This window comes from Ramlibacter sp. (genome assembly GCF_036383835.1).
In the GTDB taxonomy this organism is placed as follows: domain Bacteria; phylum Pseudomonadota; class Gammaproteobacteria; order Burkholderiales; family Burkholderiaceae_C; genus Ramlibacter.
The window spans coordinates 48,336-60,799 of sequence record NZ_DASVNN010000017.1 but is presented as its reverse complement, the minus strand read 5'-3'; the positions used below and the strand labels follow the sequence as shown (position 1 = coordinate 60,799).

Genomic DNA, 12,464 nt, shown 5'->3' with positions numbered 1-12,464 from the left:
TTTTTGCCACCAACGCTTCGGCCGCTTGGACCTGCGCCACAAGCCTGTGGATACTTGAGCCCAGGGTGTTACCTATGTCCTCGCACACCCGTTACCCATGTCCCCGGTCCAAACAGGTGGGCAAGCTTGCTTGCCCACCGTCCGCTCACCTGCGCGAACTCACCACGATCCCTCCCACGATGAGGAGGAAGGCGAGCGCATGGAATGCCCGCGGGGCCTCGCCGAGGAAGGCCGCCGAGAACATCGCCGCGAACAGCGGCGTGAGGTTGGAGAAGAAGCCGGCGATGTTGGGCCCGACGCGCTGCACGCCGAGGCCCCAGCAGCGGTAGGCCACCAGCGCGGGGCCGATCGCGACGTAGAGCAGCGCCGCGAACAGCGCCGGCCCCCACACGATCGCCTGCGTGCCGAGCGCGGTTTCCGTCGCCGCGAACAATCCGGACCACACGACGCCCGGCACCAGCTGCGCCATCAGGAAGCCGGCCCAGTCGGACCGCACTTCGGGCGGGTCCTTCGGCTGCGTCAGCAGCCAGCTGTAGAGCGCCCAGAACGCGGTCGCCACCAGCATGTAGACATCGCCGGGCACGAAACGCACCTCCGCCAGGTGCCGCAGCTCGCCTTGCGACAGCACCACCAGCACGCCCGCGATGGACAGCAGCGCGCCCGCCACCTGCCGGCGCGTAATGCGCTGCCCGAAGAAGCCGGCGCCCAGCGCCAGCATGAACACCGGCATGCTGGAAGCCACCAGCGTCACGTTGATCGGCGTGGAGGTCTTCACCGCCATGTACTGCAGCGCGTTGTAGCACCCGACGCCCAGCAGCCCCAGCACCGCATAGCGCCGCCAGCGCGCCCAGATCGGGCTGTCGCCGCGCAGCAGCCGCCACGCGAACGGCAACAGGAACACGAAGGCCAGCGCCCAGCGCAGGAAATTGAGCGTGATCGGCGGCACCAGCGGCGCGACCAGCCGTCCGACCACCGCATTGCCGGCCCACAGCACGGGCGGCAGCGTGAGCAGGGCGGCGGTGGGCAGGGTGAGGCGCTGGTTCATGGAGTCGGCCACTGTAGCGGACGGGCCTTGTGCCTACTGAGGCGGCGCTGACGGAATCGTGGCAGGATGCGCGCCATCCCTAGCCGACACAGGAGACTCACATGAGCAAGGCAGTTGTCATTCGCCAGAACGGCGGCCCCGAGCAGATGGAACTGGTGGACGTGGAGGTGGGGCAACCCGGCCCCGGCGAGATCCGCATCCGCCACCATGCCGCCGGCCTCAACTTCATCGACGTCTACCAGCGCACCGGCCTGTACAAGCTGCCCATGCCCCTCACGCTGGGTATGGAAGGCGCGGGCATCGTCGAAGCGGTCGGCCAGGGCGTCACGCACCTGGAGGCCGGCGACCGCGCCGCCTATGCCAGCCATCCGCCCGGCTCCTATTCCGAGGCGCGCGTGATGCCCGCGAAGAACGTGGTGAAGCTGCCCGACGCGATCGGCTTCGAGACCGGCGCGGCGATGATGCTCAAGGGCCTGACCGCGCAGTACCTCCTGAAGCGCACGCAGCCGCAGGGCGGCCTGAAGCCGGGCGACTTCGTGCTGTTCCACGCCGCGGCCGGCGGCGTCGGCCTGATCGCGACGCAGTGGGCCAAGGCCATGGGCCTGCAGTTGATCGGCACCGCGGGCAGCGACGAGAAGTGCCAGCTCGCCAAGTCGCTGGGCGCCGCGCACATGATCAACTACAGCAAGGAAGACTTCCTGCCGCGCGTGAAGGAGATCACCGGCGGCAAGGGCGTCAAGGTGGTGTACGACTCGGTGGGCAAGGACACCTGGGACAAGTCGCTGGACTGCCTGGCGCCCTTCGGCCTGATGGCGAGCTTCGGCAATTCCTCGGGCCCGGTGCAGCCTTTCGCGCCGCTGGTGCTGGGCAACAAGGGCTCGCTGTACGTCACGCGCCAGACCCTGTTCTCGCACATCGCCACGCGCGAGGCCAACCAGGAGATGGCGGACGACCTGTTCGCCGCCGTCACCAGCGGCAAGGTGCAGATCCGCATCGACCAGAAGTTCCCGCTGGCGAAGGTGCGCGACGCGCACGAGGCGCTGGAAGCGCGCAAGACCACCGGCAGCACCATCCTCACGGTGTGACGCGGCTCGCGCCCTCGGCGGCCTTCCGCGCGCGGCTGCGCGCCGAGGCCGACCGGCCGCCGCTGCGGCCGCGGGTGCCGCTGTGGTGGCAGGGACGGCGCATCGGCTCGCTGGAGCCGGAGGTGTTCGTCCGCGCCGCGCTGCCGGAGACACTGGCGCGGCTGGATGCGCAGGGCTGGCATGTGCAGGGCGAGCTCACCGCTTCCATGGAGCGCATCGCGCAGGCCATGCGCGATCGCGGTGTCGCGAGCGTCTGGCGCGATGAGCAGATCGCGCTCCGCGACGAGGCCGGCGCGGTCCTCGGCAGCGTCGAGCGCGCCGTGGTGCGGCCGCTCGGCATCCCCACCCAGGCCGTGCACCTGGTCGCGCTCGACGGCCGCGGCCGGCACTGGGTGCAGCAGCGCGCCTTCGACAAGCCGAGCGACCCGGGGTTGTGGGACACCGTGGTGGGCGGCATGGTGCCGGTGTCGGAGCCGCTGGACGTCGCGCTGGAACGCGAGAGCTGGGAGGAGGCGGGCTTGCGGCGCGAGCAGCTGCTGGAACTGCGGCAGGGCGGCAGCGTGTTCCTGCGGCGGCCGCTGGCGGAAGTGCCGCATGGTTATTCGGTGCAGGAGCTCGTCTGGTACGCGTGCCGGCTCGCGGAGGGCGTGGAGCCGCGGAACCAGGATGGGGAAGTGGCGGAGTTTGCGTGCCTGGATGCGGACGAAGTGACGCGGAGGCTGGAGGATGATCTCTTCACCGTCGATGCGGCGGTGATCCTGCTGGCGGCGTTCGGGGGGTGAGCGCTTCGCGTGGCGCTGGGGTTGCACCCCAGCCTACGGGGAGCGTCGGGGTTCGCCTGCGGGCTCACCCCGACCTGCGCAGGGCCCGGGCCTTGTCTATTCGCAGGCTGGGGTGCAACCCCAGCTTCGCGGCATCAACCCGCCGACACGGAACGCGCCGCCGCGCGCTTCTTCTTCGCCTTCGGCGCGCCGCCCATCATGTGCTCCAGCACCGAATACACCGCCGCCGTGTCGTCGCCGCCATGTCCCAGCGCCATCGCGGCGTTGTAGATCGGCAGGCAGGTGGCGAACAGCGGCGCGGGGGTGTCGCTCTTCTGCAGCGCGTCGAAGATCAGCCGCATGTCCTTCTGCCAGGTCGACACCTTCATCGTGGCCTGGTCCCAGCTGCGATCGACCATCACGGGGCCGCGCACCTGGAACATGCGCGAGCCGCCGGCGCCGTCGGCCACCACTTTCACCACGGTCGCCGCATCGAGGCCCGAGCGCACGCCCATCAGCAGGGCTTCCGCCGTCGACAGGTTGTGGATCGCCACCAGCAGGTTGGCCACCAGCTTCATGCGCATGCCGTTGCCGAAGCCGCCGACGTCGTAGCGCACGCGGGCGAAGCCCTCGAACACGGGCGCGAAGGCCTGGATCGCCTGCGCATCGCCGCTCGCGTACACCGCGAGGTCGCGCTTGACCGCCTGCGCGCCGGTGCCGGACAGCGGGCAATCGAGCAGGGTGATGCCATGCTTCGCGAGCCTGGTCTGCGCCCGCAGCTTGGCCGCCTCGGGCAGCGTGCTGGTCTCGGCGACGACGAGCTTCTTCTGGCCGGCGGCGATCAGTTCGTCGCAGACGGCGTCGAGCGCGTCCTCGCCGGGCAGCGACAGCACGATGAAGCGGCACTGCCGCGCCACCTCCGTGGCGTTGGCACAGGCCTGGCCGCCGGCCTTCGTGAGCTTCGCGCGGGCCTTGGCCAGCGGATCGCAGCCGTACACGGTGAAGCCGGACTTCACCAGGTTGGCCGACATCGCCGACCCCATGATGCCCAGGCCCACCATGCCCACCGCCACCGGTGCGGCAGGCGCCTTCGGCCGGGTGCGGATCGGCGCGATCTTGCTCGTGTTGTTCGTCATGCTGATTTCGTTCGGGATGCACGCGCGGGCCGGGCGCGCCCCAGCGCCTCCGGCTGGAAGCGCGCGAGCAGTTGCGGGTAGGTGGTCTTCGCGCCGGCCAGGAAATTGTCGACGGCGAAGCCGACCTGCACGAGGAAGTCCACGTTGATCTTGGTCTTGTAGACGTGCTCGCGCATGGCCATGTAGAAGATGCCGCCGTGGAGGCTCCAGACGAATTCCATTTCCTCCTCCACCACCTCGGCATCGGTGTCGGGCAGGCCGCAGGCGTTGCGCAGTTCGCGGCAGTACACCGGCAGCAGCTGCCGGCGCACCAGCTGGATGTAGCGGCGGTTCAGCGTCGGATCCGACAGGCCGGCGTACATGTAGATGCGGATCCACTCGGGACGATAGGTCGCTTCCGCGTACTGCCGGTAGAACTCGACGAGGCGATCGCGCAGCGGCACCGCGCGGTCCTTCAGCAGCGGGATCCACGCGGGATCCCAGCGGCCCTCGAAGACCGTCTGGTACACGCGCTCCACCAGCGCCTGCTTGTTGGGGAAATAGCGGTAAAGCAGCGGCTGGGTGATGCCCAGCCGCTTCGCGAGCTCGCGGGTCTGGCCGGAGAAACCGACCTCCGAGAAATAGGCGATCGCCCCGTCGAGGATCTGGCGTTCGCGGTCGCCGGGGGCGAGCCGCAACTTGACGGGGCGCTCGCCGGCGGCGCGCTTCGGGGTCCTGCTTCCTGGCATCAGTCTGTATGGAGGTTCACTCGCCCTTGATGTTGTTGTCGGAGACGAGCTTGGAATACTTGGCGATCTCTGCCGCGAGGAAGGACTTGAATTCCTCCTGCGAGCTGGCGCGCGCGTCGACGCCGAGGTCGGCGAATTTCGCCTTCAGGTCGGGATCGGCCATCACCTTGACGAGGGCGCTATGGTAGCTGTCGACGATCGCCTTCGGCGTGCCCGCGGGCACGAACACGCCCCACCAGTTCTCGGCGACGATGCCCGCAAGGCCGGCTTCCGCGAAGGTCGGGACGTCGGGGAAATTCTTCGAACGCTCCCCGCTGGTGATCGCGATGGGCCGCAACTTGTTGACCTTGATGTGCTGCGACACCGGCAAGGCGTCGGCCACCATCATGTCGATGTGGCCGGCGAGCAGGTCGTTCACCGCCTGGCCGCCGCCCTTGTAGTTGATGCCGTTCATCTTGATCTTCGCCTGGCGCATGATCATCTCGCCGCCCAGGTGGGCCATGCTGCCGGGGCCGCTGGTGCCGAAGCTCACGGCGCCCGGCTTGGCGCGCGCCGCGGCCAGGATGTCGTTGAGGTTCCTGTACGGCGAGTTCGCCGGCACCACCAGGATGTTCGGGCCGGTCGCGGTGAGCGCCACCGGGATGAAGTCCTTGTCCATGTGGTACGGGACCTTGCTGATCAGCGGATTCACCGCGACCGGGCCCAAGTTGCCGACGACGAAGGTGTAGCCGTCGGCGGTTTGCCGCGCGGTGTACTCCATGCCGATCGAGCCGGCGGCGCCGGGCTTGCTCTCGATCACCACGGGCTGGCCCCAGAGTTCGCTGAGCTTCTGGCCCATGATGCGGGCCATCAGGTCGGAGCTGCCGCCGGCGGGATACGTCACCACCAGCCGCACGGGGCGGTCGGGGAATTTCTGCGCATGGGCCGCGAAGGGCACGAGGCCCGCGCATGCGCACGCGCAAGCCAGGAGAAAACGCTGAACGTCCCTGCGGGAAGGGAAGGCATGTCTCATCGGGTGACTCCTTGGGTGGGGCTTCGTGCGGGCCGCGCCCGGGAAAACACGGCGTGGCGTCGCTTCCCGATCCAATCTATTATCAGTTGCTAAACAAGCACTTCCGTACTTTCCCGCATGAACCGGACTGCCTCCCCCGCCGCCCGCGCCGACCAGACGCTGTCGCTCAACATGAAGCTGCTGGCCCACCATGAGCTGGAAGGCTACGGCGGGCTCGGCGAAGGGATGGCGATGCAGGTCACCGGCGACGGACGGCGCATCCTCTGGCTGGCGCACGAGGCGGCGCCCAAGAACTTCTCCGGGGTGGACGTCACCGATCCGCGCAACCCGAAGCTCATCGTGCAGACCGAGCTGCCGCACATGAAGCTGCGCTCCAACTCGCTCGACCTCGTGGGCGACATTCTGGCGGTGGCCTACCAGGCGAGCAGCGTGGGCATCACGCCGGCGGGTGTCGATCTCTTCGACGTGAGCAAGCCCGAAAGCCCGAAGCGGATCTCGCACTTCGACTGCTCGGGCCCGCATTCGCGCGGGGTGCACGCCCTGTGGTTCGTCGATGGCAAGACCATCCACATGGCCGCGGGCGCGCCCGACTTCCAGCCGCGCAATCCGCTGGACGACCAGTTCTACCGCATCCTCGACGTGTCGAATCCCGCCAGGCCGGTGGAAACCGGCCGCTGGTGGTATTCCGGCACGCGCGAGGGCGACGAGGCGCCGGCGCCGCCGCGCCTGGCGAAGAAATTCGACATGGGCTTTCGCGCCCACAACACCAACGTGTTCCCCGAGCGGCCGGACCGCGCGTACGTCGGCTACATCGACGGCGGCGCCTTCGTGCTGGACATCGCCGACCACTCGGACATCAAGGTGGTGTCGCAGTGGAACCCGTCGCCGCCTTTCAACGGCTTCACCCACACGGTGCTGCCGCTGTTCGACCGCAAGCTCTGGATCGTGAGCGACGAATGCGTGCTGGACGAGGGGGCCGACTGGCCCAAGCTGGTGTGGGTGATCGACGCCCGGAACGAAGCGAATCCAGTGCCGATCGGAACCTTCCCGGCGCCGCCTTACGAGGCCTTCGCCAAGCGCGGCGGCCGCTTCGGCGCGCACAACATGCACGAGAACCTGCCGGGGCCGGCGTCCTTCCGCTCCGACAGCATCATCGTCGGCACCTTCTTCAACGCCGGCGTGCGGGTCTACGACACCAGCGATCCCTACCGGGTGGAGGAGATCGCCTACTTCGTGCCGGGCGCGCCGCGGCTCTCGCCGGCCGGCGCCATCCAGCTGAACGACGTGTACGTCGACGAACGCCGCATCGTCTACACGGTGGACCGTTTCACCGGCGGCCTCTACGTGCTGGAGCTGAACATCTGAACGCCATGAGCGGCCGCGACCCGCTGGCCGGCAAGCTGCCGGTCACGCTCATCACCGGCTTCCTGGGCAGCGGCAAGACCACGCTCGTTTCGAAACTGGTGCGGCACCCGGCGATGAACCGGGTGGCCGTCGTGATCAACGAGGTCGGCGAGATCGGCATCGACCACGACATCGTGGCGATGTCCTCGGAGAACATCGCGCTGCTCGCCAACGGCTGCATCTGCTGCTCGGTGCGCACCGACCTGCAGGAGACCCTGCGCGACCTGTTCGCGCGCCGGCGGGTGGGCGAGGTGGCCGATTTCGATCGCGTGGTCATCGAGACCACCGGCCTGGCCGATCCCGCGCCGGTGCTGCAGACGCTCGCCAGCGACACGCTGGTGGCGGCCCATTTCCGGCTCGATGGCCTGGTGACGCTGGTCGATGCCGTCAACGCGGCGACGCAACTGAAGAACCACGCCGAGCCGGCCAAGCAGATCGCCCTGGCGGACAAGGTGTTCATCACCAAGGGGGACCTCGCGAGCACCGAGGCGCTGGAGCAGGTCAGGCAGGCGGTGGCGGAGATCAATCCGGGCGCGCCGGTGGCGCTGGTGCTGCACGGCGAGGTCGACCCCCAGTCGCTGGTCGACCTGGGGCTCGCGAGCGCCAAGGCCGGTCCCGCCACGCTGCGCTTCCTCGGCGAGCCGCTGGAGGGCGAGGGCTCCGGCGGCGAGCGGCGCCTGGCCCGCCGGCCCGAGCTGCACGACGCCTCGATCCGCACGTTGTCGCTGCGCTTCGACCGGCCCTTCACCTGGAACGGCTTTTCCGCCGCGCTGGAACTGCTCACCACCCTGCGCGGCCCCGACCTGCTGCGCGTGAAAGGCATCGTCAACGTGGAAGGCCGCCCGGTGGTGGTGCAGGGCGTCCAGCACATCTTCCATCCGCCGGTGGACCTCGATCGCTGGCCGAGCGAGGACCAGCGCACGCGGCTGGTGTTCATCACCCGCAACATCGAGGCGCACACGATCCGCAACCTGATGGAGGCGGTGGCGCAGGTGGCGGCGGCGCCTTGACGAGTCCGCCTCCAGAGGTGATCATCCGATCAACAACAACGAAGGAACCCCATGCTCTACACCTGCTCGCCGGGCTGCAGCGACCCCAGTCATGACCACGGCCGCGCCCGCTCGGCGAACCTGCGCGCGCCCTCGGCCAAGGCCACGTTGTCCAGGACGGTCGCCCGTTCCCGCAGCGGCAAGACCAGGGTGGTCGACCTGCACTGCCACTACCTCAACCCGGTGGTGAGCGGAAAGACGAAGCATCTCAACATCGCGCAGCACGATCCCACCGCGGTCTTCGCGGACGCGCTCACGCGCGAAACCAACGTGAAGCAGATGGCGACGCGCGGGCCCAAGCTCACGGACATCGCGGTGCGGCTGAAGGACATGGACCGCATGGGCGTCGACGTGCAGGCGGTCTGTCCGGCGCCCTACCAGTTCTTCTATTTCACCGAGCCCGATACGGGCGCGCAGCTCGCGCGCGAGGTGAACGAAGGCATCGCCAAGCTGGTGGCCGACACGCCGGACCGCTTCGTCGGCCTCGGCTCGGTGCCCCTGCAGGACGCCGAACTGGCGGTGCGCGAGCTCGATTACGCGGTGAAGGAACTGGGCCTGCGCGGCGTGGAGATCTGCACCAACGTCAACGGCAGGAACCTGACCGATCCGGGCCTGGGCCTGGAGAAGTTCTTCGCCCGCGCCGCGGAGCTGGGCATCCTGGTCTTCATGCACCCGCTCGGCTACACGCAGGCGGACCGCCTCACGCACCACTACTTCAACAACGTGATCGGCAACCCGCTGGATTCGACGCTGGCGGTGTCCTCGCTGATCTTCGACGGCGTGATGGCGCGGCACTCCAAGCTGAAGGTGCTGGTGGCGCACGGCGGCGGCTTCGTCGCGCACTATTGGGCACGCATGGACCACGCCTGGCGCGCGCGGCCCGACTGCCGCACGGTGATCAAGCGGCCGCCTTCCAGCTACCTCGAGAGGTTCTACTTCGATACGATCACGCACGACCCGGAGATGCTCAAGCGCCTGATCGACCGCTTCGGCTCCGACCACGTCGTGCTGGGTACCGACTACCCCTACGACATGGGCGACGAGGATCCGCTGGGCATGGTCGCCCGCATCAAGCGCCTGCCCAAGGCCGATCGCGACCTCGTCACGGGCGGCAACGCGGCGCGGCTGCTGAAGATCAAGGGCTAGCGCGCCCATGGGTCACGAGGCCGCCTTCGACAGCCGGGCCCTGCGCCAGGTGCTCGGGGCCTTCGTGACCGGCGTGACCGTGATCACCACGCTCGACCGCGACGGCAGGCCGCAGGGCCTCACCGCGAACTCCTTCAGCTCGGTGTCGCTGGATCCGCCGCTGATCCTCTGGAGCCAGTCGCTCACCGCGCCCAGCCACCCGGTGTTCCGCGAGGCGGAGCGCTTCGTGGTGAACATCCTGGCCGACGACCAGGTGGAAGTGTCGAACCGCTTCGCGCGCGGCAGCGCCGACAAGTTCGCCGGCTGCGCCACGCGGCCCGGCCTCGGCGGCGTGCCGCTGATCGAAGGGTGTTCCGCCTGGCTCGAATGCCGGCGCATCGACAGCTTCCCGGGCGGCGACCACGTCGTGTTCCTCGGGCAGGTGGACCGCATCGAGCGCACCGGCCGGCAGCCGCTGGTGTTCGGCGGCGGCCGCTATCTGGTCGCGCAGCCGCACGATCTCGGCGACGCCGCGAGCGGTGCGGGCGCGAACATCGCGCGCCTGAAAGCCGTGCGGCTCGCGACCCGTGCCCTGGTCGAACTGTCGGACGAACTGGACGAGACCCTGGGGCTCGGCGTCTGGGGCAACAAGGGGCCGACCATCGTGCGCTGGGAGGAAGCGAGCCAGCCGGTCAGCGACAACCTGCGCACCGGCCTCGTGCTGCCGGTGCTCACCTCCGCGACCGGCCTCGCCTTTGCGGCCTGGCTGCCGCGCGAAGCGACGGCGCCCTTCGTCGAGGCGGAGCTCGCGCACGACGCCGCCGCGCGTGGACTGGACGCCGCGGAACTCGAGCAGCAACTGGCGCAGGTCCGCGCCACCGGCATCGTGCGCCTGGTCGGCACCGACGCCTTCGCCGACCTGTACGGCACCAGCATCAGCGCCGCCAGCGTGCCGGTGTTCGATGCCTCGGGCGCCATGGTGCTCGCGCTCACCACCATCGGCAACACGCAGCGCCTGGACCTCGGCGAAGGCGGGCGGCTGGTGGGCGGCCTGCGCCAATGCGCCGCGACCCTCTCGCATCGCCTCGGTGCACGCAGCACCGTCGCTGCCAACGATTCCCAGGAGAACGACCCATGAAACTCGGCTGCTTCATGATGCCCCTGCACCCGCCCAGGCGGGTGGCGACGGAAACGCTGGCGGAGGACCGCGAGGCCATCCTGCTGGCCGACAAGCTGGGCTTCTCCGAGGCCTTCGTCGGCGAGCATGTCACCGACCTCTCCGAAAACGTGACCTCGTGCCTGATGTTCCTGGCCTCGCTCGCGCACGACACGAAGGACATCGTGCTGGGCACCGGCACGATCAACATGCCCAACACCCACCCGGCGGCCGTCGCCGCGCAGGTGGCGATGCTGGACCACATCCTCAAGGGCCGCTTCATCCTGGGCATCAGCCCGGGCGGGCTGATGTCGGACGCCGAGGTGTTCGGCAACTACCGGAAGAACCGCAACGCGATGTTCGTCGAGAGCATCGACATGGTGCTGAAGATCTGGGAGAGCGAGCCGCCTTACGACCTGCAGGGCGAGTTCTTCAAGGTGTCGACCCAGCAGACGGCGATCCCCGAGATCGGGCAGGGCGCGATCCTCAGGCCGTACCAGCGGCCGCATCCGCCCATCGTCGGCACGGCCGTCGCGCCCTTCTCGCAGGGCGTCACCGAGATGGCCAAGCGCGGCTGGACGCCGATCTCGGCCAACTTCCTGCTGCCGGAATGGGTGAAGACCCACTGGCCCAAGTACGTGGAGGGCCGCGACGCCGTCGGCGCGAAGGCTTCGCCCTCGGAATGGCGCGTGGCCAAATCGATCTTCGTCGCCGACGACGACAAGACGGCGCAGCGTTACGGCAAGAGCGCGGAAGGCCCGTACCACTTCTACTTCAAGCAGCTGGTGCGCAAGCTGGTGGGCTTCTCCGGCCGCTCCAACCTCTTCAAGCTGGACCAGGCGCAGCCCGATTCGGAGATCACGCCCGAGTACGTCACCAACCGGCTCGTCATCGCCGGCACCGTGAACGGCGTCGTCGACCAGATCCTCACCTTCCGCGAACAGGTGGGCGATTTCGGCACCTTGCTCTATGCTTGCCACGACTGGGTCGACCCGGCGCTCGGCAAGCGCTCCATGCAGCTGATGGCCGAGGAGGTGATGCCGCGGGTGAACGCCGCGATCGCGGCCGAAGGAAAGCGATGAACCTCCTGCGCCTGCCGGACCGCGAGATCGCCTGGACGCAGGAGGGGCGCACGGGCGCGCCCCCGGTGCTGCTGGCGCACGGCCTGCTCTCGGACCACCGCATGTGGGACCGCGTGGTGGAACTGGTCTCGCGCGAGTTCTCCGTGCTGCGCTACGACCTGCGCGGACATGGCCGCAGCAGCGCGCCGCCCGCGCCCTACACGCTTGCGCAGCTCGCCGACGACGTGCCGGTGCTGCTCGATGCGCTGGGCGTCGATCGCGTGCACTTCGTCGGCACTTCGCTGGGCGGCATGATCGGCCAGCAGCTGGGCGCCCGCCATGCGCAGCGCCTGCTGTCGCTCACGCTGGCCAACACCGGGGCCGCGCAGGCGGCCCGCCAGGCCTGGGAAGAGCGCATCGCGGTGGTCCGCCGCAGCGGCGTGTCGGCTCTGGCGGATGCGACCATCGACCGCTGGTTCCCGTCGGTCTTCCAGCGCGCGATGCCTGGCGAGACCGCGCGGATGCGCAGCCTCCTGCTGGACACCTCGAACGAGGGCTACATCGGCTGCGCGTCGGCGGTGCGCGATCTCGCGCAACTGGACCTGCTGCCCCTCATCCAGGTGCCCACGCTGGTGATCGCCGGCACGCTCGACGAGGCGATCCCGCACGCGGCCACCGCGAAGCTCGCGGAGCTGGTCCGCGGTGCGAAGCTGGTCTCGCTGCCCACCGGGCACCAGGCGGCGGTGGAGCACCCGGAGGCTTTCGCCGAGGCGTGGCTCGCATTCGTGCGCAGTATCCGCGCCTGAGTTGCCCTCTCCTACATGGGCATGGCTTGGCGCCTCTCAGTCGGGCGGGAGAACGCTGCGTACATTCGTTTCCCAGGACGGACCGAACGAAGGCCG

12 protein-coding genes are annotated in these 12,464 nt (G+C 69.1%); 8 read left to right on the top strand and 4 right to left on the bottom strand.

Annotated features, from left to right (window positions below; translation table 11 throughout):
* Window positions 1–145: 145 nt before the first annotated feature.
* Window positions 146–1,045 carry a DMT family transporter gene (locus VF522_RS03425; RefSeq protein ID WP_330906819.1) on the bottom strand — a complete coding sequence of 300 codons (900 nt, stop codon included), beginning with the start codon at window positions 1,043–1,045 and terminating at the stop codon, window positions 146–148.
* Between the two features lie 101 nt (window positions 1,046–1,146).
* On the opposite strand from VF522_RS03425, the gene VF522_RS03420 reads away from it, so the two are divergent.
* Both VF522_RS03420 and VF522_RS03415 read left to right on the top strand, forming a co-directional pair.
* Entirely contained in the window at window positions 1,147–2,130 is a 984-nt protein-coding gene (locus VF522_RS03420; RefSeq protein WP_330906818.1) for a quinone oxidoreductase, read from the top strand.
* Window positions 2,127–2,912 (top strand): NUDIX hydrolase, encoded by a 786-nt coding sequence (locus tag VF522_RS03415; protein ID WP_330906817.1) that lies wholly within the window; start codon window positions 2,127–2,129, stop codon window positions 2,910–2,912. Before VF522_RS03420 ends, VF522_RS03415 begins: the two co-directional genes overlap by 4 nt.
* 134 nt (window positions 2,913–3,046) lie before the next feature.
* Here VF522_RS03415 and VF522_RS03410 read toward each other — a convergent pair whose 3' ends face one another.
* The 3 genes from VF522_RS03410 to VF522_RS03400 are packed head-to-tail and all read right to left on the bottom strand — an operon-like array spanning window position 3,047 to window position 5,692.
* A complete protein-coding gene (locus VF522_RS03410; protein ID WP_330906816.1) occupies window positions 3,047–4,027 on the bottom strand; it encodes an NAD(P)-dependent oxidoreductase in 981 nt (326 codons plus the stop codon).
* Window positions 4,024–4,755 carry a TetR/AcrR family transcriptional regulator gene (locus tag VF522_RS03405; protein ID WP_330906815.1) on the bottom strand — a complete coding sequence of 244 codons (732 nt, stop codon included), beginning with the start codon at window positions 4,753–4,755 and terminating at the stop codon, window positions 4,024–4,026. Before VF522_RS03405 ends, VF522_RS03410 begins: the two co-directional genes overlap by 4 nt.
* A 16-nt stretch (window positions 4,756–4,771) precedes the next feature.
* Complete coding sequence (locus VF522_RS03400) at window positions 4,772–5,692, bottom strand: tripartite tricarboxylate transporter substrate binding protein (RefSeq protein ID WP_330906814.1); 921 nt, start codon at window positions 5,690–5,692, stop codon at window positions 4,772–4,774.
* 192 nt (window positions 5,693–5,884) lie between these two features.
* On the opposite strand from VF522_RS03400, the gene VF522_RS03395 reads away from it, so the two are divergent.
* Genes VF522_RS03395 through VF522_RS03370 form a run of 6 tightly spaced genes read left to right on the top strand, consistent with a single transcriptional unit; the run spans window position 5,885 to window position 12,368 of the window.
* On the top strand, window positions 5,885–7,132 hold the full coding sequence (locus VF522_RS03395) for a hypothetical protein (protein WP_330906813.1): 1,248 nt from the start codon (window positions 5,885–5,887) through the stop codon (window positions 7,130–7,132).
* Between the two features lie 5 nt (window positions 7,133–7,137).
* Complete coding sequence (locus VF522_RS03390; RefSeq protein ID WP_330906812.1) at window positions 7,138–8,181, top strand: GTP-binding protein; 1,044 nt, start codon at window positions 7,138–7,140, stop codon at window positions 8,179–8,181.
* 51 nt (window positions 8,182–8,232) lie between these two features.
* The gene (locus VF522_RS03385) at window positions 8,233–9,366 is read left to right on the top strand and encodes an amidohydrolase family protein (protein ID WP_330906811.1); all 1,134 of its coding nucleotides are present in this window, start codon (window positions 8,233–8,235) and stop codon (window positions 9,364–9,366) included.
* 7 nt (window positions 9,367–9,373) lie between these two features.
* Window positions 9,374–10,483, top strand: a complete 1,110-nt coding sequence (locus VF522_RS03380) for a flavin reductase (protein ID WP_330906810.1) — start codon at window positions 9,374–9,376, stop codon at window positions 10,481–10,483.
* Entirely contained in the window at window positions 10,480–11,583 is a 1,104-nt protein-coding gene (locus VF522_RS03375) for an LLM class flavin-dependent oxidoreductase (RefSeq protein ID WP_330906809.1), read from the top strand. The genes VF522_RS03380 and VF522_RS03375 overlap by 4 nt, the downstream gene beginning before the upstream one ends.
* Complete coding sequence (locus VF522_RS03370; protein ID WP_330906808.1) at window positions 11,580–12,368, top strand: alpha/beta fold hydrolase; 789 nt, start codon at window positions 11,580–11,582, stop codon at window positions 12,366–12,368. Before VF522_RS03375 ends, VF522_RS03370 begins: the two co-directional genes overlap by 4 nt.
* Window positions 12,369–12,464: the final 96 nt, after the last annotated feature.